Origin of the sequence: Candidatus Thioglobus sp. (assembly GCF_029243085.1) — a bacterium.
Lineage (GTDB): Bacteria > Pseudomonadota > Gammaproteobacteria > PS1 > Pseudothioglobaceae > Thioglobus_A.
The window spans coordinates 1-25,838 of the sequence record NZ_JAQWSS010000096.1 but is presented as its reverse complement, the minus strand read 5'-3'; the positions used below and the strand labels follow the sequence as shown (position 1 = coordinate 25,838).

At 36.4% G+C, this 25,838-nt stretch carries 25 protein-coding genes and 1 pseudogene; 8 read left to right on the top strand and 18 right to left on the bottom strand.

The genetic code is table 11. From position 1 onward, the window contains the following. The 10 genes and pseudogenes from P8M52_RS05480 to P8M52_RS05435 all read right to left on the bottom strand — a co-directional run. Window positions 1–428: pseudogene (locus P8M52_RS05480) on the bottom strand (tRNA 2-selenouridine(34) synthase MnmH); the annotation flags it as partial. After that, window positions 421–1,470: a selenide, water dikinase SelD gene (gene selD, locus P8M52_RS05475; RefSeq protein ID WP_300308480.1), complete on the bottom strand. Its 1,050-nt coding sequence runs from the start codon at window positions 1,468–1,470 to the stop codon at window positions 421–423. The gene selD and the pseudogene P8M52_RS05480, both read right to left, overlap by 8 nt. Then, window positions 1,439–2,872 (bottom strand): BatD family protein, encoded by a 1,434-nt coding sequence (locus tag P8M52_RS05470; protein WP_300308477.1) that lies wholly within the window; start codon window positions 2,870–2,872, stop codon window positions 1,439–1,441. Before P8M52_RS05470 ends, selD begins: the two co-directional genes overlap by 32 nt. Continuing rightward, window positions 2,853–3,461 (bottom strand): tetratricopeptide repeat protein, encoded by a 609-nt coding sequence (locus P8M52_RS05465; protein WP_300308474.1) that lies wholly within the window; start codon window positions 3,459–3,461, stop codon window positions 2,853–2,855. The genes P8M52_RS05470 and P8M52_RS05465 overlap by 20 nt, the downstream gene beginning before the upstream one ends. After that, complete coding sequence (locus tag P8M52_RS05460; protein ID WP_300308471.1) at window positions 3,458–4,408, bottom strand: VWA domain-containing protein; 951 nt, start codon at window positions 4,406–4,408, stop codon at window positions 3,458–3,460. The genes P8M52_RS05465 and P8M52_RS05460 overlap by 4 nt, the downstream gene beginning before the upstream one ends. After that, window positions 4,390–5,226, bottom strand: a complete 837-nt coding sequence (locus tag P8M52_RS05455; protein WP_300308468.1) for a VWA domain-containing protein — start codon at window positions 5,224–5,226, stop codon at window positions 4,390–4,392. Before P8M52_RS05455 ends, P8M52_RS05460 begins: the two co-directional genes overlap by 19 nt. Before the next feature lie 49 nt (window positions 5,227–5,275). After that, window positions 5,276–5,635 (bottom strand): hypothetical protein, encoded by a 360-nt coding sequence (locus P8M52_RS05450; protein ID WP_300308465.1) that lies wholly within the window; start codon window positions 5,633–5,635, stop codon window positions 5,276–5,278. Then, entirely contained in the window at window positions 5,635–6,447 is an 813-nt protein-coding gene (locus P8M52_RS05445; protein ID WP_300308462.1) for a DUF58 domain-containing protein, read from the bottom strand. Before P8M52_RS05445 ends, P8M52_RS05450 begins: the two co-directional genes overlap by 1 nt. Before the next feature lie 8 nt (window positions 6,448–6,455). After that, complete coding sequence (locus P8M52_RS05440) at window positions 6,456–7,394, bottom strand: MoxR family ATPase (RefSeq protein ID WP_300308459.1); 939 nt, start codon at window positions 7,392–7,394, stop codon at window positions 6,456–6,458. Window positions 7,395–7,411: 17 nt separating this feature from the next. Beyond that, a complete protein-coding gene (locus P8M52_RS05435; protein ID WP_300308457.1) occupies window positions 7,412–8,059 on the bottom strand; it encodes a dUTP diphosphatase in 648 nt (215 codons plus the stop codon). A gap of 233 nt (window positions 8,060–8,292) precedes the next feature. Here P8M52_RS05435 and P8M52_RS05430 point away from each other — a divergent pair, with 233 nt between their 5' ends. The 6 genes from P8M52_RS05430 to P8M52_RS05405 all read left to right on the top strand — a co-directional run bounded on the left by P8M52_RS05430 (window position 8,293) and on the right by P8M52_RS05405 (window position 13,481). Further along, on the top strand, window positions 8,293–9,189 hold the full coding sequence (locus tag P8M52_RS05430) for an adenylyltransferase/cytidyltransferase family protein (RefSeq protein WP_363320162.1): 897 nt from the start codon (window positions 8,293–8,295) through the stop codon (window positions 9,187–9,189). A gap of 36 nt (window positions 9,190–9,225) precedes the next feature. Next, complete coding sequence (locus tag P8M52_RS05425; RefSeq protein WP_300308455.1) at window positions 9,226–10,302, top strand: aminotransferase class V-fold PLP-dependent enzyme; 1,077 nt, start codon at window positions 9,226–9,228, stop codon at window positions 10,300–10,302. Window positions 10,303–10,305: 3 nt separating this feature from the next. Next, complete coding sequence (locus P8M52_RS05420) at window positions 10,306–11,088, top strand: LicD family protein (protein ID WP_300308452.1); 783 nt, start codon at window positions 10,306–10,308, stop codon at window positions 11,086–11,088. A 124-nt stretch (window positions 11,089–11,212) separates the two neighbouring features. Further along, the gene (locus P8M52_RS05415; RefSeq protein WP_300308449.1) at window positions 11,213–11,884 is read left to right on the top strand and encodes a 5-oxoprolinase subunit PxpA; all 672 of its coding nucleotides are present in this window, start codon (window positions 11,213–11,215) and stop codon (window positions 11,882–11,884) included. 1 nt (window position 11,885) lies between these two features. Beyond that, complete coding sequence (gene pxpB, locus P8M52_RS05410) at window positions 11,886–12,563, top strand: 5-oxoprolinase subunit PxpB (protein ID WP_300308446.1); 678 nt, start codon at window positions 11,886–11,888, stop codon at window positions 12,561–12,563. A 3-nt stretch (window positions 12,564–12,566) separates the two neighbouring features. Then, window positions 12,567–13,481 carry a biotin-dependent carboxyltransferase family protein gene (locus P8M52_RS05405; RefSeq protein WP_300308443.1) on the top strand — a complete coding sequence of 305 codons (915 nt, stop codon included), beginning with the start codon at window positions 12,567–12,569 and terminating at the stop codon, window positions 13,479–13,481. Here P8M52_RS05405 and rnt read toward each other — a convergent pair. After that, the gene (rnt, locus tag P8M52_RS05400; protein WP_300308440.1) at window positions 13,451–14,056 is read right to left on the bottom strand and encodes a ribonuclease T; all 606 of its coding nucleotides are present in this window, start codon (window positions 14,054–14,056) and stop codon (window positions 13,451–13,453) included. The two genes, P8M52_RS05405 and rnt, sit on opposite strands and share 31 nt — an antisense overlap. Then, the gene (locus P8M52_RS05395; RefSeq protein WP_300308437.1) at window positions 14,056–14,481 is read right to left on the bottom strand and encodes a GNAT family N-acetyltransferase; all 426 of its coding nucleotides are present in this window, start codon (window positions 14,479–14,481) and stop codon (window positions 14,056–14,058) included. The genes rnt and P8M52_RS05395 overlap by 1 nt, the downstream gene beginning before the upstream one ends. A gap of 76 nt (window positions 14,482–14,557) precedes the next feature. Here P8M52_RS05395 and ilvD point away from each other — a divergent pair, with 76 nt between their 5' ends. Then, window positions 14,558–16,225 (top strand): dihydroxy-acid dehydratase, encoded by a 1,668-nt coding sequence (ilvD, locus tag P8M52_RS05390; protein WP_300308434.1) that lies wholly within the window; start codon window positions 14,558–14,560, stop codon window positions 16,223–16,225. Between the two features lie 71 nt (window positions 16,226–16,296). Here ilvD and nhaA read toward each other — a convergent pair whose 3' ends face one another. The 6 genes from nhaA to hflK all read right to left on the bottom strand — a co-directional run bounded on the left by nhaA (window position 16,297) and on the right by hflK (window position 24,361). After that, the gene (gene nhaA, locus P8M52_RS05385; protein WP_300308431.1) at window positions 16,297–17,625 is read right to left on the bottom strand and encodes a Na+/H+ antiporter NhaA; all 1,329 of its coding nucleotides are present in this window, start codon (window positions 17,623–17,625) and stop codon (window positions 16,297–16,299) included. Between the two features lie 219 nt (window positions 17,626–17,844). Further along, a complete protein-coding gene (gene rnr / locus P8M52_RS05380) occupies window positions 17,845–20,022 on the bottom strand; it encodes a ribonuclease R (RefSeq protein ID WP_300308428.1) in 2,178 nt (725 codons plus the stop codon). 4 nt (window positions 20,023–20,026) lie between these two features. Next, window positions 20,027–21,346, bottom strand: coding sequence for an adenylosuccinate synthase (locus P8M52_RS05375; RefSeq protein WP_300308425.1), 1,320 nt, complete (start codon window positions 21,344–21,346; stop codon window positions 20,027–20,029). A gap of 37 nt (window positions 21,347–21,383) precedes the next feature. Continuing rightward, window positions 21,384–22,337, bottom strand: coding sequence for an ATP phosphoribosyltransferase regulatory subunit (locus P8M52_RS05370; protein WP_300308422.1), 954 nt, complete (start codon window positions 22,335–22,337; stop codon window positions 21,384–21,386). 6 nt (window positions 22,338–22,343) lie between these two features. Continuing rightward, on the bottom strand, window positions 22,344–23,201 hold the full coding sequence (gene hflC / locus P8M52_RS05365) for a protease modulator HflC (protein ID WP_300308419.1): 858 nt from the start codon (window positions 23,199–23,201) through the stop codon (window positions 22,344–22,346). After that, entirely contained in the window at window positions 23,201–24,361 is a 1,161-nt protein-coding gene (gene hflK, locus P8M52_RS05360) for an FtsH protease activity modulator HflK (RefSeq protein WP_300308416.1), read from the bottom strand. Before hflK ends, hflC begins: the two co-directional genes overlap by 1 nt. Window positions 24,362–24,498: 137 nt before the next feature. On the opposite strand from hflK, the gene lptD reads away from it, so the two are divergent. Beyond that, the coding region (gene lptD, locus P8M52_RS05355; protein ID WP_300308413.1) for an LPS assembly protein LptD at window positions 24,499–25,838 on the top strand (1,340 nt) is incomplete at its 3' end.

Sequence of the window (25,838 nt, the reverse complement as noted above, 5' to 3'; positions counted from 1 at the left end):
CCCATGATGCGATCGGTCTCATCAATTAAATAGCGTCGTAATGCCTTATAACCGCCTTTTAAGCGTGGATAGTCTATTCCTGTAGCTTCATAAATCCACTGTTGGGTAATTTGACTGCGAAGGCCGCCTCTAAAACAATACAGTGCGCCATGCGGATGATTGTTAATAAACTCCAGCCATGCATCCACTCTAGCTTGCTTAACATCACCTTGCACTAATTCATGGCCAAGTTCAATCGCTTTATCTTGTCCTTTATTTTTATAACATGTTCCTATTAGTTCTCGCTCTTTGTCACTCATGAGTGGCAGGCTTTGCGTATGTGGAAAAGCGCCTTGAGAAAATTCAACTGGTGCACGCGTATCAAACATCGGTGTATTGTTTATAACCAATGAATGAAAGTCTTCGATTTGGGTGAGTGCTTTACTCATTGATGGTCACAATTGCTTTATTTTTATCCAACGCTATAATCTCTCCAACTGGCTCCAATTCAAAACCCGCTAATTGCATCGTATTGTGGAATTCCACTTGAGCTTCATCATTAACCATAATTAGCAATCCACCACTAGTTTGAGGATCGCAAATGATCGATTGAACCTCGGGTTTCATTGGACTTAAGTGTTGACCATAGCTATCAAAATTACGTTGTGCACCACCAGGCGAACAACCATTAGCTAAATAATCTTGAATATTGGGTAACGTTGGAACCTTTTGATAATTAACTACAGCTGACACTTTCGAGCCTTGGCAAACCTCAACCAAATGCCCGCCCAATCCAAATCCAGTAACATCGGTAATCGCATTCACACCCTGAATTTTAGCTAGTTTAGCGCCAATATTGTTTAATACACACATTGTGTCGATTGCACGCGTCTCATCTTCTTTGGTAATTTTCTTTTGCTTTTGTGCAGTCGTTAAAATGCCAATCCCTAAAGGCTTGGTTAAATAGATTTTGTCGCCCGCTTGTGCTTTTGAATTTTCTTTAAGATGTTTGATAGTCACTCTACCCGTGACTGCTAAGCCGAAAATAGGCTCCGGCGCATCAATACTATGGCCTCCTGCCAAAGTGATTCCCGCTTCGGTGCATACACTACGACCGCCTTCAATAACCTGTTGACCTACTTCTGGAGATAGTTTATCAAGTGGCCAGCCGAAAATAGCAATCGCCATAATTGGTGAGCCACCCATAGCATAAATATCACTAATAGCGTTAGTTGCTGCTATGCGCCCAAAGGTAAATGGATCGTCGACAATTGGCATAAAGAAATCAGTGGTGCTAATGATTGCTTCACCATTGCCTAAATCATAAACCGCAGCATCGTCACGAGAAGCATTACCAACTAGTAGATTTGGATCATTTATTTCAGTTAAAGAAGATTCTAAAATAGTGTCTAATACCTTGGGTGATATTTTACAACCACAACCTTGTCCATGACTATATTCAGTGAGCTTTATATTCAGATTTGATTGCATTGATAATATCCTTTTTTCTAATTTTATGCTGGGCATTTTTATAAATATTCGCCTCTAATTGTTGCAAGATAGTCTCTAGATTAACAATATTGAGTGGCAGTAGTATGTCAAATAGAGCTTTGTCGTTTCTAGCAAATTTAATTTGAGTAATTAAATTTTTATCTGTATTTGATTTTTTGTTTTTTATTAAAACAATCAAAATACTGGACAAAATACCTATAACAACACCTAATAACAGGTAGTAGTATTTTAGATTGTTAGCAGTTGAATGATGATTAATATTTACTGACTTTTGAGCTATTTTTTTAATTGGATTTTGCAACAATTCATCACCTTCAACCCGAATACTAATTGGCTGAGTGGTAATGTGTTTTTTACTTTGGGTGACCTTATCAAAATAATCAAGTTTAAAACTTGGAATAATGAAGTTTTCCTTAGCAATAATAGCAAATTTTTGTTGCCATTGATTGTAGCTAAATTCTGCTTCATTGCTATAGATAGTGGCGCCATTTATATCAAGTTTATATTGTTCAATATCTTCAAAGTTACCATTACCGGTAATTGTTATGGTTAAGTTGGCAGCTTTACCCTGTTCAATTTTTAACTGATCAATATTAGCTTTAATTTTAAAATCTCCAAAAACTCTTAAGTCATCTGGTAAAGGGTTAACAGTCAACACTAATGAATTTGAATGTATCTTCTGGATTTTTCTAGTTTGGTTTATTGGTGAAAAACTGCCAAATATACGATTATTTTGCTCACCGATACTAGCAATAACACTAGGAATAGTAAAGTTGCCAAAATTATCAGCTCGAACTTTGTAACTTAATGTGTGAATATTGTATTTCTCATTAGTTGTTTGGCTTGATTTGTTGCTTTTGATAAACAAAAGATCTTTCACCTCTGGCATGATAATGTTTACTTGCTGACTTGAAGTTAGTGATTTTTTCTCCTTAAAAATGACTTTTAATTCAAATTCATCCCCTAAAAAAATTGTCTGCTTATTTGTCTTAATTTTTAAGATATAGTCATCTCCAGCTTTGGTTAAAGTGGGAGTTTTGAGTGTTACTTTGATTGGTTGGGTGGTCTGCTGGTTACCATCTACTGTTAGTGTATAGCCCGGTATATTTAGATCTTTGTCTGGTTTAAAGGCATAGGACTGGCTACTTAATCTTGAGCGCTGGTTGTTAATAATACGAATTTTTTGAGAATTTGTTGTATATAAAACGGGATGACTATCAACAGCCTTAATGACAGGAAAGATAACATTGTTGCCATCAGAACTGATTGTTAGAATAACTTGATCACCTGGATAAAACCAAGATTGGTTGACACTAGCGGTGCTTAGTGCAAAAACAGGTGTACTGATTAAGAGAAGTAAGTTACCAAGGATTTTGTTCATTATTATCTTGTTGTTTATTTAGCGGAATCATGAGTGTTCTAAGCTGTTTGTTAAGTGCTTTTTCCCAGCGTTGTTGTTTGATCGTGTTAAGCTTATTTTTTTGCTGTTGCTTATTCACTGATTTTTCTTTGCTCTTATTTTTTTGAGAATTTTTCTTTTGCTTGTTATGTTTTTTGTTTTTATCTTGTTTATTTTGCTTGCGTTTTCTTTTTTGTTTTTTTACTAATTCTAAATTAAATAACGCATCCTCATCTTTTTTTAATTTAAGAGCAGCTTCATAACTATCAATAGCTTCATTAATTTGCCCTGATTTTGCATAAGCATTACCAGAATTATACAAACGATCAAATGCTAAGCTTTTATCCTTGACAGCTTTATATTGCTTTAATGATTGCTTGTAGAGGCCTTGCTTGTAGAGACTGTTTGCTTGATTTAAGCGTGCGGCATCATTATCAATATGGCTAAATTTCTCACCAGCAAGCTGATAATCTTGCTTTTCATAAGCTGTGTTTGCCTGATGAATGCTTAAGAAATCAAGCGGTCCCGCGTGTGTATCAATGGTTAATAGCAGTAAGAATATAAATCTCATGATTTTTTTGGAAGAGAAAAAAATGCAAAAAACGAAAGAATCAGAGCTAGAGTTAAAGGATAGTAAAACAATTGACGCTTTTGCACAATACTAGTATTTTTGCTACTTGCATGTTGTTTAAATCCATTAACAAAATTTGATAAATCTTGATTGTTTAATGAATATTTTAAGTAGCTACCTTGAGTTTTATTGGCCAGTTTTATAATATTTGGATTTTCTTTAACAATGACTAAATTTCCGTAATCATCCTCTAAAGCGCCTGATTCAGTATGAATACTACTACCGCGTTCGGACGCTATATCAAATATAAAGACTTGAATATTTTGCTCATTTGCGTAATCAATTTCCTCACTAAAATCATTGCTATCACCACCATCAGTGAGGAGGAGTAGCTGTTTGTTTGAGCTGTTGCCAAATAAATCATTGGCCGATTTCAAAATGTTGCTAATATTTGTTCCTGTTAAGCTAATACTATCTAGGCGTAAGTTTTTTATTAAGAATTTCAGACTATTAAAATCGTCTGTTAACGGTGAAATTAAAAAAGCCTGATTAGCAAAGCCTAAAATTCCAATACGCGTATTTTTAATTTCATCTAAACTTATCTGTAATTTATTTTTAGCAAATTCAAATCGATTGGGATAGATGTCATTTGCTAGCATAGATTTTGACATATCAATAGCAACGATAACATCACTCAATTGCTTGTTAAGCTTAATTTCGCCACTCTCTAGGGCTGGCTTGCTAAGTGCCACTATCATTAACGCCATACTCAGTAATAACAATCTAAGGCGAGTTTTGGTTGATATTTTATGATTGTTAAGACTGATCTTTGCCAAGACAGCAGTTGAGAATAAATCTTCAATATGGCTATTTTTGCTATGGATAAAAAACCATAACAAAGCCACAGGAATGATTAAATATAATAACTCTATTTGCTCAAAGACCATGTATTTTTCCGCCAAAAATAAATTAATAAAAGCGCCAAGGCTAAGCTGAGTGGATAGTGAAAATAATAATTTTTTTTCTCATATTTATTGATGTTGATGTCGCTTTTTTCTAATTGGTTGATTTGCTGATAGATGTCTTCAATACTTTTCTGACTATTAGCTGAAAAGAATTTAGCACCAGTGCTACTAGCAATATGTTGCAAAACATCCGCGTTGTAATCTCGTTGATTACCCACAGCAACTGTATAAACCTTAATCTTGTTAGCGTTTGCACGTTCAAGTGCCATCTCCAGAGGTACGCTATCAGTATTGTCTCTGCCATCCGTCAATAAAATCGCAACCCTTTCTTTGGATTTAGAATTATTAAATAATTTTGAACTTAAAAATAATGCTTCATAAAGTGCTGTTTTGCGCCTGCCAGCTACGCCTATTTCAATATTATCAAGCATTTTTATAACACTATTTTTATCATAGGTTAATGGCACCACAGTATATGCAAAATCTGCAAAAACACTTAGGGCTAATTTATCTGTTTTACGTTGTGAGATAAAATCAACCATAATAGCTTTAACAATTCTAAACTTGTCTCCATAGGCCATAGATCCAGAGGCATCTAAGATTAAAGATATCTCATGCCCTTGAGTGTTGTCAAGAATAATCTGTTCTGTTTTAATCGGGCTTGCAAGGCTAGCAATAAGTAAACTTAGAATAGTGATTCTTAAGGCGTTTAGCAATACTTGCTTAGATCTTGTTAAACTGGTTAATAATTCAATATTTGGAAAGTAAATAGCTCGCTTCTTTTCTTTGCAAAATAGCATGCATACAATAACTAATAATAGCAGGGAAAAAACATAAGGATACTCAAAGCTAAACATTGACAAATTCCTTAATTTTTTGTATTAAATCCGAATCAAGGCTGTCTACTTGCTTCTTATACTTGTAGTGCTCTAATGCATAATTAATTTGTTCAAATTGAGTTTTGTTATCATCATTACATAACCGCTCTGCATACTTTTTAAAATCATAAGCAACCATCTTGCTATTTGAATAATCAAGTTCTTGTAACTTTATAATGGCATTTTTTCTAGTGTCATTGTGCTTAGCTTTTCTTGATTTCCAATAAAAAAATCCTGTCATTAGTAGGATAATGAAAACAATCGTCAAAAAATAGATTAATGAGTCATCGGTAATGGTAACAATTGGCTTAATGTCCTTTAACTGACTCATTATCGTAGAATTTGACTTAACTTAATAAAGGCATTATCACTGGTATAAAGCTTTCCACTGTTAACCTTATGCCTTTCAAAATGAGAAAAAAGCCTATCATCTTGAACTTGGAGCTTTTTTTGGTACTTTGATGCCAGCCCTTTATTCATATTGGCTGTAATACTACTACTATTTGTCGCATTAACCAAATCTAACTCTGTGGAAAAATTTGGATTCTCTTCCAGAGTGTCGCGCACCATAATAGTACTTAGTTGATGTTTGTGGGCAATCAGCGAATAATCATTTTGCTGATAAAAATCACCAATAATAAAGACCATAGATTTTTGTTGTTGCAATAGATAATCGTTGAGCATTTTGAAATCAGGTTGCACACTTAACAAATCCCAAGATAGCATAGTTTCAATTGCACCAAGTACAGCGCCAGTGTTGTTAAGATGCAACAAGCGCTGTTCGTCATTAGCAAAAAACAGTAATTGGGTTTGATTTTGCTGTTTAATCGATGAACAACTTAATAGTGCAATAACTTCAGCAATGGTTTCACTTTTTAGGCGTTGAGAGCCAAAGTGCAAACTACTTGAAAGCATAATGCAAACCACTACATTGATTTGCTTATTCTCGTTAAAGATGTTGGTTTGAAGTTCGCCCGTTTTGCCACTTGCTGTAAAGTTTATTTTGCGAATATCATCGCCTGGCTCATAGGGGCGGATTTCACAAAAATCTAGCCCTTCTCCCCGTATTTTTGATAACTCTCCAGCTGACTTGTTAGTGAAAACATTCTTCTTAGCGCGTAGTAGTATCTCTTGAGCTAACATGATAAAGCTTATGGCGCTTTGATTGCCTTAAGTATCTTCTGGATAATAGATTTTGCAGTAATATTATCAGCTTGAGCTTGATAACTAAGTACAATTCTGTGCTGTAGAACTTCAGTGACCACACTAGCAACATCTAATGGTGTTACAAAGTCATTGCCACGTATCAGTGCTTTGGCACAGCTAGCCTTGAATAAGTCAATACTACCTCTAGGGCTTGCGCCAAACTCAATTAAATCTTTAATCTCAGTAAGACCGTAATCTTGTGGGTAGCGTGTGGCAAAGATGATTTTAAGGATGTATTGTTTAACCGCTTCATCCATGTGAACTGCTTTGAATTCTGCACGTATTTTGCTGATATCGTCCAAATTTGCCACCTGATTAACAGTATCAAATCCATTAACAGCTACTCGATTAACCACCTCTAGCTCCTCATCCAAAGTGTTGTAATCTAATACAGTTTTAAGCATAAAACGATCAAGCTGTGCTTCTGGCAATTGATAAGTGCCCTCTTGTTCTACTGGATTTTGTGTGGCCATAACCAAAAACGGCTCATCAATTTTAAAACTCTCACTGGCAATGGTTACTTGCTTTTCAGCCATAACCTCAAGCAGTGCCGATTGCACTTTGGCAGGAGAGCGGTTAATTTCATCTGCTAATAATAAGTTAGTAAAGATAGGTCCTTGCTTAATGCTAAACTCGCCACTTTTAGGATTGTATATTTGTGATCCGGTTAAATCACTCGGTAGTAAATCAGGCGTAAATTGAATGCGCTTAAAATCTATACCTAATGCTTTTGCTAGTGTATTAATAGCGGTAGTTTTAGCCAAACCTGGTACACTTTCTACTAGAATGTGTCCGCCAGTAATGAGCCCTATTAGCAAGTTGTCGACCAAATTTTCCTGACCGATAATAACTTTTTGAATTTCAGTTTTTATTGTCTCAATCATAGTCTGTTCTTGGTGTGTTAAGGTTGGTAGGTGGCCTCTAATTTTTCATAAAGCTGCTCGGGCGTCAGTTCAGGATTGTCATCCATGATTTTGAAAGCAACTACATTATCTTCAACATCACCCCACATTTTTACATAAGAGCCATCTTTGTAGCCATGCTCCTGTCTAAAGGTGTTGAGTTGGTTTTTAACTAAGTAGCGTTTGTACAATTCTGGCACATCCATTTCCATGTGTGCAATGGCTTGGAAGAATAAGGCAAACAATTGGTACAAAGAATTTTGCGATTTATCAACATTGGCACTTGCAGCAACAGCTACAATTTTTTCTAAAATTTCCACTAATTTTTCAGGATCTGTATCACGCTCTGGCTTCATGTCGTTATAGATTTCAGCAAACCCAGCATCACCAAAATGAATGGCTTCAGACATTAAAAAATGCCAAATATCAACCAATTCAACTTTAGCATTATCAAGATCATGCTTTGCATCAAGATCTTTCCAATGCTTCCAGTTAAATGAATCGATGGCTTCAGTAGCTTCCATGTAAATACAACGTAGCCATGAAATCTGACGACCCTCCTTAGTAGCGCCTTCGGTCCAGATTTCGCCATTAGTATTGTCATTTAGCTGCTGTTGCAATTCAAACATTTGTTTAATTTGATTCATTTTTTTGTATCTTAAGATGGTTAATTTATTATTTTATTATATAGTGACGTTGCTTTTATTCAAGCTTGAAATGTTGCTAGTTTTTTTAAAAAAAACGAATTGTTTTATAAGGTATCTGTAGGCTAGTCACTGACGGTTACGCGATTAAGATATTGCGTGTATTTGATTAATTTCGGTTTTATATTTTTGTAGTTTATACTATGTTATCTGCACTTTAAAATCAGGAACTTACAATCTCTAAAAAAAGAATAGTTATTACCTATGGGACATTTGATATGTTGCATAAAGGTCATATTAAACTTCTAGAACGCGCGAAAAACTTTGGTGATTATTTAATAGTCGGTGTTACGGATGAAAGTTATGATCGCTCGCGGGGAAAGCTAAACGTTGCACAGAGTACAAAGCAAAGAGTTGAAGCTATCAAGGCGATTGATTATATTGACGAAGTTATTATAGAAACACACAGAAATCAAAAGTCTGAAGACATGATTGCATACAATGTCGATACATTTGTTATTGGTGATGACTGGCTGGGGATGTTTGATTATTTGAATAAATATACTCATGTTGAATATTTACCCAGAACTCCAGGTATATCAAGTACACAGCTAAGGGAAGAAAATTTTGGCACTATAAAACTAGGAATTGCAGGCCTTAGTCACGATACGAAACCATTTATTGATGAGTCTAAATTTGTTTCTAATTTGACCATTAATCAGGTTTATTCCCAAGATTTAAATGCCATGGAAGAATTTACTAATGAGAGTAATGATGTTGTTCATGGGTACGATAATTATGATCATTTTTTAGACGCTAGGATTGAAGCGGTTTATGTTAATAGTGAGCCACAAGAGTGCTACATGCTTATAGAAAAAGCGCTAAAGTCTAATAAGCATGTTTTGTGTGAAGAATCTTTGGCCTTAAGTCAGGAAAATTTGCAAGAGTTGATAAAGTTGGCAAAAAACAAAAAACTCGTTTTTTTATCTAAATTGAAGACAGATTTTCTACCAGCGCATCATCATGAATTTGAGGGCTATGGGTTTAGATACATGATGGCTGAATTTACCTCATTAATTCAAAGAGGTAGAGAGAGATCTAAGACATTAAATTCACCCAACACTCCAGTGTAGCAATATTGGCCAATAATTAAAAGGAAGAGTTAAGTAATGTATGAAGATCACTATATTTTTACCCCTGGCCCCGTTAAGATGTCTCAAGAAATATTAGATGTTGGCGCTAAACAAACCCCCTATTTTAGAAACTGTGAATTTTCTAATGTTGTCTACCATTGTGAAAAAGGTTTGATTGATATTGTAAATGCGCCTGAAGGATCCAAAGTGATCTTTTTAACAGCATCAGGTACAGCCGGCATGGAATCTGTGGTCATGAACCTGCTAAATAGTAATGATAACGCTTTGGTGGTAAATGGCGGGGGATTTGGCGCTAGATTTGTTGATATTTGCAACATACATGATGTGCCCAATACTAACTTCCAAGTAAATAACACCAATTTAAAGGATATAGAAGCACTCGCGCCACAAGATAAATTTAGCTCACTAATTGTTAATGCTCATGAGACATCTGTTGGACATTTGTATGATTTAACCGCATTAGGGGAATACACGAAAAACAATAACATGATGTATATTGTGGATGCTATATCAATGCTGGTTACAGATGAGTTAGATATGCAAAAAAGCCATATTGATGTTGTTATAGCCAGTTCACAAAAAGGTTTTGCCCTGCCACCAGGGCTAACGATGGTCGTATTATCTCCTACGGCCCTTGAAAAATTACAAAGTGTAAAGTCGCTCTATTTTAATTTTAAGGATTATTTATCCAATGGTGAAAGAGGTCAAACTCCTTACACACCAGCAGTTACCATTATGTTGCAATTAGAAGCTAGGTTAAATCAAATAGTAAGAAGAGGTGGCATTACTCAGAGCATCGCATCAGCAAGAGAGGTGGCTGATTACTTTAGATTGAGTATAAAAGGCTTGCCTTTAAAGGTGGCAAGCTTATTTATGCCGAATGCCATGACCGCATTAACGCCAACAGATGGGAAATCTGCCTTAGATATTGTTAATGACTTAGAAAATAAATATAAGGTGATGGTGTGTCCTAATGGTGGAGATGAAAGGGACACTATTTTTAGAGTGTCGCATATGGGAGATATGACCAAAGAGTATACTGACGTTCTTATCGACGCCCTATTTGACTATTACAAAGTAAGCAGAAATTAAGTTATGGGTGATATCAGTCAAAATACATTAAGAAAGGCTCAATTGATTATTTTAGATATGTTGATTGAATTTGATAGTATTTGTAAAAAACACGATTTAAAATATTGGCTAGATTCAGGTACATTGCTTGGCGCTGTTAGATATCAAGGTTTTATTCCTTGGGACGATGATATAGATTTATCTATGCCAGTTGAAGATTACAATAAATTTAAAGATATTGCAGCTGATGCATTATCTGATAAGATTTTCTTTCAAACAAAAGAAACCGACAAAAGTTTTAAGTTTGACTATATCAAACTACGATCAAACAAAGCTAAGATAGTTGAATGGCATGAGAAAGATAGAGATATAAACTATCATCAAGGTGTGTTTGTTGATATTTTTCCCATGTTAAGCATTGATAATAGCGCAGAAAACAAAATATTTTATGATAAGACGTTGGCCGATATTCGCTCATTTTCATCCATTAGCCTTCATACGCCTAATGGCATAGACAACCCTTTAGAACGCACAGAATTAACAAAAGAATTATGTGATAAACATCAAGAATGGGAAGGTGATACATCTAAAGTTATTTATGGCGGTGAAATGCCTGACGTATCAGCATGGTTTGATTTAAACAAGGTACTGCCCCTTAAAAGTTTAGAATTTGAAGGCACTCAGTTTCCAGTACCAAATGATTGCCATCATTATTTAACTGAAATATATACCTCTAATTACACACAAACACCACCTAAAGAAAAACGCAAAGTACATGCGTTCAGCATGGAAATCTTAACTAAATAAACATAACCCTCTTTATTTATTTAAAGTGAGTTTAGAATAACAAATTCTTGATTTTTTATTGATGACTGTATTTAATAAACTATCTATCATCTGTTCCACATATTAACTTTATTATTTATGACAAATGATGCTTATTAACTGTGATCTTGGTGAATGTTTAACACCTAGCCCTGATGTGGAAGTCATGCCTTTGATTGATATGGCAAATATTGCTTGTGGCGGGCATGCGGGTGATGATCAAAGCATGATTGATACCATTAAATTAGCAGTCAAACATCAGGTGAGAATTGGCGTACACCCAAGTTATGCTGACCAAGAAAATTTTGGGCGTATCAGTCAGAATCTTTCAGCTGATAAACTGTATGAATTAATCTATAGCCAAGTAGCTCATTTTCAAACGCTTTGTCAGCAACATAATGGCAAATTAGAATATATCAAGCCACATGGTGCTTTGTATCATGACATGATGCACAGAAACGATGTTTTAAAGGTGTTGTGCCGTGTGATTAATGCAATTAATCCTAAACTAGACTTGGTGGTACAAGCTGGTAATGAGATGTATTTGAAAAATCTTGAAAATATGACAAATGGCCGTTTTTTACGTGAAGTTTTTGCAGATCGAGGCTATATTGGTTTAAATATGATTGCTAGAAGTGAGAAAGATGCTGTGCTAGATGATAGTAGTGCCATTATTGAGCAATTTTGGCGGTTTAATAACGATAAAAAGATCAAAATTGATACAATTTGCTTTCATAGTGACAATCTAGCTTCTGTAGAGGCACTAAAAAGACTTTAACATGCATAAAATTATCTTGGCAGGAGAGAGTTCAATATTAATCTACTTTGGCAGTAAGATCGATAATTCATTGCCTAAAAATATTGCAAATTTTGCCAATGAGCTTAACACTCAATTTTCTGATCTAATTATTGATTCAATCCCCTCCTATACTTCACTTTTGGTGAATTATGATCTGAGTAAAATTAGTTACCTTGAGTTTTCAGCTGAAGTACAAAACTTACTGGAAAATTTTAAATTTTCAGATTCAGTTCAAACATATGATTTAATTCATATTCCTGTTAACTACAGCTTCGAAACAGGTTTGGATTTAGAAAAATTATTGGCCGAAAAAGATCTCTCACTAGATGAGTTTATTGATATCCACAGTTCACAAGAATATTTAGTGCACGCAATTGGGTTTAGCCCGGTATTTGCTTTCTTAGGCCAGGTGGATAAACTTATCCAGGCGCCACGCCTAGCTACGCCACGAATTAAGATTCCTGCTGGCAGCGTGGGGATTGCCGATAGTCAAACCGCTGTCTATCCAAGCGAATCCTCGGGCGGATGGAATATCATCGGCAGAACCCCGTTAGATTTATCATTGAACAATCCTGAAAGTTTGAATAAATTTAAAGTGGGTGATCGAGTTAAATTTTATCCAATCACTCATGACGAATTTTCGCGTTACGGCGAGTAAGATATGAGCTTTAAAGTAATTAAACCAGGTTTTCTTTCCACTATTCAAGATTATGGCAGACTCACCCATGGCGCCCATGGCATGAATCAATCTGGGGTAATGGATGAACATGCTTATAGTTGGGCTAATTACCTACTTGGAAATAATTTTAATGACGCTGTTTTAGAAATAACCTTTGGCAACGTTGAGCTTGAAGCACTGGATGATATGGTCATTTGTGTGTGTGGCGCCGAACTTGATTTTAAGGTTAATACTCAGGCAGCTTCCAATTGGCGTAGCATTCAAATTGACAAAGGGGATAGACTTAGCTGGGCATTACCCAAGCATGGCATACGTGCTTATTTAGCCGTTAAAGGTGGTTTTAATACTCAAGTGTTGTTTAACTCTAGATCGGTAAATCTACGGGAAAATATTGGCTCAAAACTTAGTGAGTTAGATATTCTAGACTGTCAATCATCTTGCGCTCAACTTGAACATTTTATAGCACCCCAATACATCCCTAATTACAACACAGATGTCATCTTAAGGCTGTTACCAAGTTATCAATATTTTGAATTTAGCGATGCACAAAGATCATTATTTTTTAATCAAAAATATCGCATTAAAAATGCAAATGATCGTACCGGTTGTAGGCTTGATGGTGCACCAATGACGGTTAAAAAAGAAAAAATGATTTCCGAAGGAATGAGCTACGGTAGTGTAGAAATAGCGACTGATGGCCTACCTATTATTCTACTTAAAGATGCGCCAACCATTGGTGGCTATCCTAAAATAGGCACAGTATTCTCGCTAGATCTAGCTAAGCTTGCACAAAAACAGCCAAATGCCGCAGTGAAATTTAAATTAATGGATATCCATCAAGCGCAAAAAGAAAGGCTAAGGTTTAATCAATTCTTTGAAATTGCGCTAAATTCGTAGCTATTAAAGATCTGACAAAATAACTCAGCTGTTTTTACAGTGTCATATAAAGCTGAGTGCGCCTGAGTATTATCAAACTCTATGCCAGCTTTAGCAATCGCCTTAGCTAAAACTGTTTCACCAAAAGCAAGTGCTGACAAACTAACAGTGTCAATGGTGGAAAATTGATGGAATGGACTCTTAAGTTTTGATCTATCACTGGCAGCATATAAGAAATTTAAATCAAAAAATGCATTATGGCCTACTAAAATTGAGCGTGTGCAGTCTTGTTCTTTCATTTCAGTGCGAATGGTTTTAAACATATCACTCAAAGCTAATTTTTCATCAATTGCGCCGCGTAGTGGATTATCCACATCAATACCATTAAACTTCAAGGCAGCAGGCTCAATGTTGGCGCCTTTAAAAGGATTTATGTGAAAATGCTGAGGCTCTTTGGTAAAAAACTGACCGGCTTCATCTATGCCAATAATAACTGCGCAAATTTCCAACATAGCATCCGTTTGATGGTTAAACCCCGCAGTTTCAATGTCGATAACAACTGGTAAATAGCCGCGAATACGTTCTTTAATTTGCATTAACAAACCTCTTTAAAAAAAATAGAAGAGTTGCGATCATGATTAAAATATTTTTGACGCTTAGTCGGTAAATTGCTTATTTTCATTTGGGTAAATCCATTTTTAAGAAACCATTTAGTGCCAAATTTAGTTAGAGCAAAGATTTTGACAAATCCCCTTTCTTTTGCTTTAATCAGAATCTTATCTAATAACTTTGTAGAAAGCCCAGTATTTTGAGAGTTTTGAGCCACGGCAAGCGAATAAATTTCACCCATAGAGCCTTCTTGACAATCTTTTAATCCAGCACATGCTAGAAGCTCATTCTCATTAAAAAGCAAAATAAAATCATCAATATTGTCATTAATTTGCTGATTTGTTCTTGGGAGGATCTTGCCTTCATTAACAAAAGGCTGAGTCAGATCAAAAATTTTCTGTGCAGTATTCAAGTTAGCAATAAAAGTCTTTGAGAAAACTCCTATTTTAGTCTAAAATTTAGTCTTTTTAGCAATCGAAAAAAACATTATGTCCAATACAAGAAAACACTCTTCTCAAGTTGTTGATGGTTATGAGCGTGCGCCTAGTCGTGCCATGCTCTACCCTGTTGGCTTTGAGAAAGAAGACTTTAATAAGCCTCAAGTCGGTATTGCATCAACTTGGTCAATGGTAACCCCTTGTAATATGCACATTAATCAGCTTGCTGATGAAGCTGAAAAAGGCATTAATTCTGCAGGTGGAAAAGGTGTTATTTTTAACACGATCACAATTTCTGATGGTATTTCCATGGGTTCAGAAGGAATGAAATACTCTCTGGTTTCTCGCGAAGTTATTGCTGATTCCATTGAAACAGTGGTTGGTTGTCAAGGATTTGATGGTGTTGTTGCTATTGGCGGTTGTGATAAAAATATGCCAGGCTGTTTAATTGGATTGGCACGTCTTAATCGACCTGGAATTTTTGTTTATGGTGGAACAATCCAACCAGGTAAAAATCATACAGACATTGTTAGCGTTTTTGAAGCGGTCGGACAATATGCTAATAATGCAATTAATGATATCGAATTAGAAAATATTGAGTCGACAGCAATCCCTGGTCCAGGCTCTTGTGGTGGTATGTATACTGCCAATACCATGTCTTCTGCTATTGAGGCATTAGGTATGAGTCTGCCTAATTCTTCTGCGCAGGATGCTGTTTCTGCAGATAAGAAAGATGATTGTATTCGTGCTGGTGAAGCTGTTCTTAATTTACTTGAGAAAGATATTAAGCCTCGCGATATTATGACCTTAAAAGCATTTGAAAACGCAATCACCGTTCTTATTGCTCTAGGTGGATCCACCAATGCTGTACTACATATGATTGCTATGGCTGACGCAGCAGGCGTTAAAGACCTTAATATTGATGACTTTACTCGTATTGGTAAAAATGTACCAGTATTGGCTGATTTAAAGCCATCAGGCAAATATATGATGAGTGAGCTGATTGAAATTGGCGGCACTCTGCCACTAATGAAGATGCTTTTAGATGCTGGCTTATTACATGGTGACTGCTTAACAGTAACTGGAAAAACTATGGCTGAAAACTTACAAGATGTTGAGCCGTATCCAGAGTCCCAAGAAATCATTAAAGCTTTAGACAATCCAATTAAGAAAGATTCACATATAAGAATCTTGAAAGGCAACTTGGCATCAGGAGGATCTGTGGCCAAGATAACTGGAAAAGAAGGGTTGAGTTTCAAAGGTAGTGCCAAATGCTTTGGCAGAGAAGAAGAGGCGCTTGAAGCAATTTTGAACGATAAAATTCAAGCTGGCGATGTCATTGTTATCCGTTATGAAGGTCCAGCAGGTGGGCCTGGAATGCGCGAAATGCTAGCGCCAACTTCGGCTGTTATGGGTAAAGGCCTAGGTGGAGAAGTTGCTTTGGTGACCGATGGTCGTTTTTCAGGAGGGACACACGGCTTTGTTGTAGGTCATATAACACCTGAAGCGTTCAAAGGTGGTGTGTTAGCCGTTGTTGAAGATGGTGATGAAATACTTATTGATGCAGAAAACAATGTACTAGAGCTATTAGTAGATCAAGCCATCATAGATGAGAGGCTTTCTAAATGGACACAACCAGAGCCAAACTATACCAAAGGTGTTTTAGCTAAGTTTGCAAAACTGGCTAAGTCTGCTTCTGAAGGTGCTGTAACTGATTAATATTTATTGTTAGTCATTCCAAAAAAAAAGGAGGCTTTTGCCTCCTTTTTTTTATTTAACAACTTGCCAAGTTATTTTTTAGCTACATATCTAAGCCATAAATAACCACAAATACCAGAAACTAATGATGCTAATAGAATGCCAACTTTAGCCTGAAAAATCAATTCAGGCGTATTGGCAAAAGCTAACTCAGCTATAAAAATAGACATGGTAAAGCCGATACCACCCAAAAGAGCTACGCCAAAAATTTGACTCATGCTACTTTGATCAGGCTGTTTGGCAATTTTTAATTTAATAGCTAGCCAAGCAACACCAAAAATTCCAATCACTTTTCCTAGTATTAGTCCCAAAATAATACCCATTGATACGGGCTCAATAATAACAGAACTGACCGATTCAAAATCAATTGCAATGCCCGCATTCGCTAAAGCAAATAATGGGATTACAATTAAACTGACTGGAAGATGCAGATCGTGTTCTAATCTATCAGCAGGAGACCCCACTGCATAAATTCTATCCTGAATATTGGTAAGAATGGCTTTTTGATTTTCATGCAGAGTATTATTTTCACAGACAGGATATTTGTCATAATCATTGAGCAATTTTTTAGTATCTTTAGATAAATTAAAAGGAGATTGTTTAGGTGTTGATGGAATTGCCAAAGCAGCAATTACTCCTGCAATAGTAGCGTGAACACCTGACTCTAACATAAAGAACCAAAGAAGCATTCCCACAATAAAATAAGGGGCGATTCGATGAATTCCAAAACGATTAAAGACTACTAACATTAAAAAAGAGCCCCCTGCCAATGCAAGTGGCACCATATGAATTTGATCAGTATAAAACAGGGCAATCACCACTACTGCGCCCAAATCATCAACAATTGCCAAGGCGACCAAGAAGGTTACAAGCGCAGTGGAAACTCTTTTTCCTAATAAAACCAAAGCACTAATGGCAAAAGCTATGTCAGTTGCCATTGGAACGCCCCATCCGCCTGCTCCAGGCTCACCTGCATTAACACTAAGATAAATTAAAGCAGGAAACAACATGCCGCCAATCGCCGCCAAAATAGGCAAAACAGCTACTTTAATGTCTGACAATTCACCAACAAGAACTTCTCTTTTTATTTCTAATCCAATAATAAAAAAGAAAAGTGTCATTAAGCCATCATTGATCCAATGATGGATACTATGTGACAATTCCCAAGAGCCAACACTAAGATTTATATTGGTATGAAAAAAATGCTGATAACTTTCTGTCAAAGATGTATTAGCTAAAACCAATGCCAACACAGTCATAAAAATTAATATTTTTCCAGTGGTTGTTTGGGCGTGAAGAAAATGCTCAAATGGTGTTGATATTTTTTCGAATGATTTTTCCCAAGGGGCGTAGAATTTCATGATTATTGTCCAGTATTTTAATAAAGGGTTGAATAATTACGGATTTTAATCTGAAACTAAGGCGAACACCACCCATGAAATGCTTTTATCTGTATTTTATTTGACCCGGTTAGTGTTCAAATATAAAAAACAGTAAATGATAATACGATAGAAGTAAGAGTGCTGTTGATGAGCCAACCCTTTTAAATCCATTTTATATGTTATTACAAAGCGCCTTTCCTACTCCTCTTCTGGTGCAGGAGTAAATACCATTTGTCGATCATCTAGATTGACTGAGGCTATTTGAATCTTGATCGTATCACCTAAACGAAATACTTTTCCAGTGCGATCGCCTTTTAATTGATGATGAATATCATCAAAATTGTAATAATCATCTTGTAAATCGCGTACTGAGATCATGCCTTCGACAAACACCTCGGTTAATTCGATAAAGATTCCAAAACCTGCAACACCCGAAATAACGCCGTTAAATGTTTCGCCAATTTTATCGCGCATGTATTCGCATTTTAGCCATTGCTCCACATCACGAGAGGCATCATCAGCACGACGTTCAGTGACAGACAGATTAACACCTAACTCAATCATCTTTTTAGAAGGCTCTTTCTTCTTATTACCCATGACTTTATTGACTAGCTTGCCCATAAATGAAGGCTTTTTCTTGTTTAGCACGCGATTAATAGCACGATGCACTAATAAATCCGGATATCTTCTAATTGGAGAAGTAAAGTGCGTGTAATCATCAAATGCTAAGCCAAAGTGGCCTTCATTTGCCGGAGTGTAAACGGCCTGCTTCATAGTGCGAAGCACGACAGTTTTAATGATATTTTCATCATCTCGACCTTTGGCATCTTCAAGCACTTTGGCAAAATGTTTTGAATCTGGTTGATCGCCACCTTCAAGTGTCAAGCCAACTGCTGTCAAGAATTGACGAGTCACTTCTACTTTTTCAGCTGTTGGTTTTGGATGAATTCTATATAGGAAGTCTTCTTTGTTTTCACCTAAGAATTTTGCTGTTGCTTGATTAGCCATTAGCATGCATTCTTCGATTAATTTATGCGCGTCATTTCTTGAACGAGCGATGATATTGTCAATTTTGCCGTTGTCGTTAAATAAAATCTGCGATTCAATACGATCAAAGTCCATAACGCCACGTTTAGTTCTGGCATCTTTTAAAACTTTATATAGATCGTACAAATCGTTTAAATTCTCTAAGACTGATGTATATTCAGTTTTTAACGCCTGATCATCGTGCTCCAAGATTTGACTCACTTTAGTGTAAGTTAGTCTTGCATGTGAAAACATAACTGCTGGATAGAATTTGTAATCAAGTAAATTACCAGCTGCATCAATATTCATTTCACACGTCATGCATAAGCGTTCTACATTAGGGTTAATTGAACATAGGCCATTTGATAAAGCTTCAGGCAACATTGGTACTACGCGTCGTGGGAAATAGACTGAATTACCTCGCTCAATTGCATCGTGATCAAGTGCTGTACCTTCTTCAACGTAATAAGATACGTCAGCAATGGCAACTACCAATTTCCAACCATTATTTGTTGATTCTGCAAACACTGCATCATCAAAGTCCTTTGAATCTTCACCGTCAATCGTTACCAATTTCATATCGGTAATATCAACGCGACCTGCTTTATCTTGAGAGGTAACTTCTGTCGGAATTTTTGCTGTTTGTGCTATTGCTGCTTCTGAAAAATCAACTGGAATGCCGTTACGGTATAACGCGGCATCTGTTTCTACACCTTCATCCATGTATGAACCTAGAATATGAACAATTCTTCCTTCTGCTAATGATTTAAAGCTTGGCGATTTAGTGATTTCAACAACAACTATTTGCTCGTTGGTATTGTCCTGACTGATATTTGGAATGTTAATATTGTTACGAATGCGTTTGTCATCAACCACTGCATAAGCAGTACCATCTTCATTAAGATGTAGACGAGCAACAACACTTTTAACACTTTCTAATACCTCAACTATCTTGGCATCGCCACGCTTACTAATCAAGCGAGCTTTAACCTTATCACCATGAAACACTAGTTGCATCTGTCTTGAATTAAGACGTAAATCTTTGCCACCCTCTTCTAGTTTAAGAAAACCAAACCCCTTGGGATTGGCAACAACCGTACCAATTTTAATACCCGCTTCTGGGTCAAAAATAACAAAATCTCCATCCTTGTTGTAATCTAATTGTTCATCACGAACCATTGCTTTTAAGCGGTGTGTTAGGGGTTTTTTCTGCTTTCCTTCAACCTCTAACAAATCAAATAAGTCGTATTTTGATAACGGCTTCTTTTTAAAAAAAGAGAGAATATGCTCCCTTGACGGGATTGGATTTTCGTATTTTTTAGCTTCTCTTTTTTGGTGTGGATCACTCATATATTTACTCGTCAAATGGGTTGTTGAGGATCAGTGTTTCATTGCGATCTGGTCCGGTTGATAAAATATCTACTGGCAAACTTGAAAGCTCTTCAATTTTACGAATATAGTTTTGTGCTTCTATCGGCAATGAGTCAAATGAATCTGTGCCAATAGTTGATGTATTCCAACCTGGCATTTCAATATAGACTGGCTGTGCATCTGCATAACCTTGTGCATCGTATGGCGGCGTTGTTGTAGTGGCTCCATTGAGTTCGTAACCAATACAAATTTTAATACTGTCTAAGGAATCAAGTACATCTAATTTTGTTAGACAAATACCTGTTACCGCATTAAGCTTAAGAGAGCGGTTAAGTGTAACCATATCTAGCCAACCACATCGACGTTGACGTCCTGTCGTTGCGCCAAATTCGTGGCCAACGGTACCTAATACCTTGCCAATTGCATCTCCTTCGTCTATTGCAACATCATAAACCAACTCTGTTGGAAATGGTCCGCCACCTACGCGTGTTGTATAAGCTTTCACAATGCCGCATACATAGTCAATATCAGTTACACCGACACCAGAGCCAGTTACTGCACCGCCCGAAGTTGTGTTTGATGAAGTCACAAATGGATAAGTACCTTGGTCAATATCTAAAAGAGCACCTTGTGCACCTTCAAATAAAATATTCTCGTTGTTGGCAATATGCTGATGTATCTGCTCAGTAACATCGGTAATCATTGGAATGACTATCTTAGCCTGTTCTTTAGCTTCCGCTAATACTGTGTCAAAATCTAATGCCGGTGCATTGTAATAACTTGTTAATGCAAAGTTATGATATTCCATTACTTCTTTTAACTTATCTGCAAATGCATCAAGATCTAACAAGTCGCCAACGCGAAGTCCACGACGTGCAACTTTATCTTCATAAGCAGGGCCAATGCCGTTGCCTGTTGTGCCAATGGCAGCTTTTCCACGTTTAGCTTCACGTGCATTATCCAAGGCAACGTGATACGGCATAATTAATGGACACCCTGGGGCAATCTTTAGACGTGACTTCGCATCAACGCCTGCTTCGTTTAATTCACCAAGTTCTTTAATTAGAGCTGACATTGATAACACAACACCGTGTCCAATTAAACACTCAACATCATCACGCAAAATACCAGAAGGGATCAAATGTAGTACTGTTTTTTGACCATCAATTACCAATGTGTGCCCTGCATTGTGTCCACCTTGAAAACGAACCACACTTGATACTTTATCTGTAATCAAGTCTACAATTTTACCTTTTCCTTCATCACCCCATTGTGTACCAATGATTACTACATTTTTTGACATGCTAATTCCTAACTAATTAATTCGTTGTTAATAATGATTATTTTGATTGAGATAAAAATTTCAAATCAAATGAAAATCCTGTGGCTGCTCTTGATTGTCCAAAAGACTCACCAATACCGTTATAACGACCACCTTGAGCTAAAGCCTTAGAGTAATCTTCGTTATAAGCTGAAAATACCACGCCGGTGTGATATTCATAGGTTTGTAATTCTGCCAAATCATAGATAGCTTGAATACCCTTTTCTTGAAGTTGTTGATCAATATCTTGCAAATCTTTAATAGCAATACAAGCTTCTGGAAATTCTACAAACAATTCCATGGCTTGCTCAAGTGTTGCACTATTGCCCTCTAACTTCATTAGCGCACTAAACAAAGAGGCATTGATTAGAGAATTGTTATCAATAAATACTGATAAATCTGGATTAGATCTATGGGCAAATATATGACGCAATTCTGTTGCTTGCACAGCATCTAAATCTTCCTGTTGAACTAGTGCGTCAAAGATAGCTACATTACCTATGCTAATAACAATATTTTCGATTGATAATAACGCTAAACTTTCTCGCATTAACTCAATGACTTCAACATCCGCTGAGGTATTCTCAGATCCATATAACTCTGCCCCTGCCTGAATAGGCGAGCGAGAATCATAAAAGTCATCTGCACTCGTTTGTAAGATGGCATTAATATAACAATATTTTTCAATGTTGTTATTGGCACGCTTTGCATCAATTCGAGCAATCTGCGGGGTGATATCAGCATGTACACCCAACATTTTTCCACTAGCAGGATCTAAAAATTTAAATGTTTTTTCATTAACAGAATCACTGGTTAGTAATAACGAATCTACATGCTCCACCATCGGCGGAACAACCAAACCAAAACCTTTGTCTGTATATAAATCAATCAGTGCTCGACGTAGCATCTCAAACTTTAATGCCTGATTGCCTGTTAGCTCATCAATCCCTTCAGGTAGTTGCCATGTATTCATATATATTTATTTAACTTCTGGATTAAAGTGACGGAAAAACTCTGTATTAGGATTTAACACTAGTACATCACTTTGATTTGCAAATGATTTTTTATATGATTCTAGTGAGCGGTAGAAAGAGTAGAAATCAGTATTTAAACTATAGGCTTGTGCATAATTACTAGCAGACATCGCATCTCCTTCACCTCGAATGATTTCAGAGTCACGATACGCATCAGCTAAGATAATTGTTCTTTCTTTGTCAGCAGCAGCGCGAATAATTTCAGCTTCTTCTGCACCCTTCGATCTAAAATCTTTAGCTACACGATGACGCTCTGCTTGCATACGAGCATAAACTGAATCTGACACCTCTTGAGAAAGATCGATACGCTTGATACGCACATCAACAATCTCAATACCAAACTCGCTAATATCTTTTTTAGCTAGCTTAACAATATTGGCCATAATCTCACTACGCTCGCCTGATACTACGTCAGCAATAGTACGTTTTGAAAATTCACTTTTAAGACCTGTTTTAATAATTTGAGCAAGACGGTTGCTAGTACGCGCCAAATTACCACCTGTTGATTTATAAAATTGCTCTGCATTGTTAATACGCCACTTTACGTATGAATCAACAATTACGTTTTTCTTCTCGCCTGTTAAGAATCGCTCTGATGGCGCATCTAAGGTTTGTACACGATCATCAAACTTAACCACGTTATTTACGAATGGCATTTTAAATTTAAGACCTGGTTCTTTATCAACACTAACAATTTCACCTAAACGTAACTTAATCGCAGTTTGTGTTTCATTGACAGTATAAAGTGCTGAGCTTAGTACAAAAAATGCTACAGCAATAATGATTAATCCCATCTTTTTCATTATCTTACTCCTCTGTTACGAAAAACATTTCTAACATTGTTCGGGTTTTCTACTTGTTGTTGAGATTCCTGAATAGTAATCTGTGTGTTTGACTGCTTGGCATTAATAAGCTTATCAATCGGTAGATACATCATTGAATTGGCTTTAGAATCAACTACTACTTTACTAGTAGAGGCTAACACACTCTCCATAGTTTCACGGTATAAACGCTCCTTAGTAACAGCTGGCGCTTTCTCATATTCCGCCAAGATTTGTTTAAATCTTGATGATTCACCTTCAGACTTAGAAACCACCTCTGATTTATAAGCTCTTGATTCTTCGAGCAAACGTGCAGCAAGACCACGTGATTTAGGCAAAATATCGTTTGCATAAGTTTGCGCCTCATTAATTAAACGCTGCTTATCTTCACGAGCTTTTACGGCATCAGAAAATGATGCTTGAACCTGCTCAGGTGGTTGTGCATCTTGCATATTAACGGTTGTTATATATAGGCCTGTTTTATACAAGTCTAATAATTCTTGAGATCTTTCCTTAATGTCATCAGCAATACTTACACGACCTTCAGTTAAGATGAAATCCATGGTGTTACGACCAACCATTTGACGAATGGCACTTTCAGACACATGACGAAGTGTTGTATCTGGATTAGCAACATTAAATAAATAAGCTTGCGCATCGTTAACTTTGTATTGAACTGCGAACTTTGCATCAATCATGTTTTCGTCTTTGGTAAGCATGAGTGACTCTGAAGAAACATTGCCGCCAAAACGACGACTACCTTTAACAACGTTGCGATATCCGATCTCAGCCGTTCTAATTTGCTCAACATTAATCCTATTAACCGTTTCAATTGGGAATGGTAGGTGCCAATGAGGTCCTTGAGAGGTTTCTTCTTGGAAAGCGCCAAAGCGTAGCACAATACCTTTTTCAGCTGGATCAATAATATAAATACCCGAAAGCATCCAGACCAATACGGCAACAATAGCAATAAATTTAACACTACCTTGAGGTGCCGAAGGTGTTGAAGACTTGCCAGATTTGTTCGATCCAAAAGCTCCATTGAATTTATTTTTAAAATCTTTTATCACTTCATCTAACTCTGGTGGCGTTTGATTGTCACCACCCCACGGATTTTGATTGTTGTTATCGTTCCAGGCCATCTATATGCTTCCATTTATTATTAAAAACCTGAGTTATTTTACCCAAATAAATACATCGTTATGTAACTAATATATGCGAGCTATTTGTCATTTATATGGTGTTAAAATAAATGTATTTGAAAAATACTATTTGCGATATGAAAAAGTCTCTTGCTCTTTGTTCATTTATTTTATTTTCAGGTGCTGTTAGCGCTCAAGGTTACGCAGTAAATTGTAAGGATAACCAATTACTCTTTCCAAAACAAACTTTGTCTAATGACGAAAGCTTAGATGTTTTAGCTGATCGTAGTGAAATCACCAAAAGTGATGTTTATTTGTTAACTGGCGATGTATCTCTGAATTCTAGCGCTTATTACCTAGCTGCTGATGAAGTTCAAATTAAAAAAACGGACAAAACCTCAAGCGCTAAAGGTCATGTCAAGTATCAAGATAATGAATTAATGTTTGTTGGCGATCATGCTGTGGTTAAAAAACAAGGTGATAATAATCACATTACCTTGGATCAAGTGAAGTTCCATTATCCAAATAGCAAAATGAATGGTCAGGCGAATCAGGTTGTTAATAACGGTACAAGCCAAGTTTTTGATTCAGTCAGTTACACATTATGTCCTCTAGGAAATACCGATTGGCAAATGAAAGCTGATCAAATAACGCTTAATTCTAAGACAAATCGCGGTACTGCTAGAGATGTAGTGGTGGAGTTTTTAGGTGTTCCTGTACTTTATGCACCTTACCACGAATGGGTACTTGAAGGGCGAGGCTCAGGCTTTTTAGCGCCGGCTTTTGCCATGCATGAAAATAATGACTATCAGGTTAAAATTCCTTATTACTTTAACATTGCGCCAGATCGAGATTTCTTATTAACTCTGAACCAACTCTCTAGTCGTGGCAGTGTTGTTGAAGGTAAGTACCGCCAATTGATTGCTGGCAATAAGTATTTAGATCAGGGGCGTTTTGAGATTGAAGGGCATTATTTAAATGAAGATAAAATCACCAAGAATAAGCGCTGGTTGTTGAACTCAACGATTGACTTGGCACTGAATGATAAAACAGATTTAAACATTACTACCAAGCGTGTTTCTGATCAAGATTATTTTAAAGATATTGCTCATGCAAATACTTCAATATCAGCTTTAAACTCTCATATTGATTTAAACTTTGAGGATTCAGAGCAAAATTTAAGTATGGCATTTTTTGCTGAGAATGAACAATTAATTAATAATGGCACTGCTGAATACACAAGAGCGCCAGAATTATCTATTACCAAAAGTTTTACTGGTTTAGATAATCGTCAAATGGATTTGTCATTAGTCAGTACTAAATTCAAACATAAAACTAATGCCGCTACAGGTGTACGAACTCATGCACAGGCTAACTTTAGTCGCGCTATTACCACTAACGCTTACTCGTTAACCCCTAAGTTAACCCTTTCAACAACAGATTATGCACTTGATAATGCTGCAGATGAATCTCGCTC

Bases quoted from the DNA above. Each gene is read 5' to 3' on its own strand.
- P8M52_RS05460 (WP_300308471.1), bottom strand. From the start codon at position 4,408: ATGGTCTTTGAGCAAATAGAGTTATTATATTTAATCATTCCTGTGGCT.
- nhaA (WP_300308431.1), bottom strand. From the start codon at position 17,625: ATGAAATTCTACGCCCCTTGGGAAAAATCATTCGAAAAAATATCAACA.
- hflC (WP_300308419.1), bottom strand. From the start codon at position 23,201: ATGAAAAAGATGGGATTAATCATTATTGCTGTAGCATTTTTTGTACTA.
- hflK (WP_300308416.1), bottom strand. From the start codon at position 24,361: ATGGCCTGGAACGATAACAACAATCAAAATCCGTGGGGTGGTGACAAT.
- P8M52_RS05405 (WP_300308443.1), top strand. From the start codon at position 12,567: ATGAGCTTTAAAGTAATTAAACCAGGTTTTCTTTCCACTATTCAAGAT.
- P8M52_RS05465 (WP_300308474.1), bottom strand. From the start codon at position 3,461: ATGAGATTTATATTCTTACTGCTATTAACCATTGATACACACGCGGGA.
- rnt (WP_300308440.1), bottom strand. From the start codon at position 14,056: ATGCAAATTAAAGAACGTATTCGCGGCTATTTACCAGTTGTTATCGAC.
- P8M52_RS05435 (WP_300308457.1), bottom strand. From the start codon at position 8,059: ATGAATCAAATTAAACAAATGTTTGAATTGCAACAGCAGCTAAATGAC.
- P8M52_RS05440 (WP_300308459.1), bottom strand. From the start codon at position 7,394: ATGATTGAGACAATAAAAACTGAAATTCAAAAAGTTATTATCGGTCAG.
- ilvD (WP_300308434.1), top strand. From the start codon at position 14,558: ATGTCCAATACAAGAAAACACTCTTCTCAAGTTGTTGATGGTTATGAG.
- P8M52_RS05415 (WP_300308449.1), top strand. From the start codon at position 11,213: ATGATGCTTATTAACTGTGATCTTGGTGAATGTTTAACACCTAGCCCT.
- P8M52_RS05375 (WP_300308425.1), bottom strand. From the start codon at position 21,346: ATGTCAAAAAATGTAGTAATCATTGGTACACAATGGGGTGATGAAGGA.
- P8M52_RS05455 (WP_300308468.1), bottom strand. From the start codon at position 5,226: ATGCTATTTTGCAAAGAAAAGAAGCGAGCTATTTACTTTCCAAATATT.
- P8M52_RS05450 (WP_300308465.1), bottom strand. From the start codon at position 5,635: ATGAGTCAGTTAAAGGACATTAAGCCAATTGTTACCATTACCGATGAC.
- rnr (WP_300308428.1), bottom strand. From the start codon at position 20,022: ATGAGTGATCCACACCAAAAAAGAGAAGCTAAAAAATACGAAAATCCA.
- selD (WP_300308480.1), bottom strand. From the start codon at position 1,470: ATGCAATCAAATCTGAATATAAAGCTCACTGAATATAGTCATGGACAA.
- P8M52_RS05420 (WP_300308452.1), top strand. From the start codon at position 10,306: ATGGGTGATATCAGTCAAAATACATTAAGAAAGGCTCAATTGATTATT.
- P8M52_RS05470 (WP_300308477.1), bottom strand. From the start codon at position 2,872: ATGAACAAAATCCTTGGTAACTTACTTCTCTTAATCAGTACACCTGTT.
- P8M52_RS05425 (WP_300308455.1), top strand. From the start codon at position 9,226: ATGTATGAAGATCACTATATTTTTACCCCTGGCCCCGTTAAGATGTCT.
- P8M52_RS05370 (WP_300308422.1), bottom strand. From the start codon at position 22,337: ATGAATACATGGCAACTACCTGAAGGGATTGATGAGCTAACAGGCAAT.
- P8M52_RS05445 (WP_300308462.1), bottom strand. From the start codon at position 6,447: ATGTTAGCTCAAGAGATACTACTACGCGCTAAGAAGAATGTTTTCACT.
- pxpB (WP_300308446.1), top strand. From the start codon at position 11,886: ATGCATAAAATTATCTTGGCAGGAGAGAGTTCAATATTAATCTACTTT.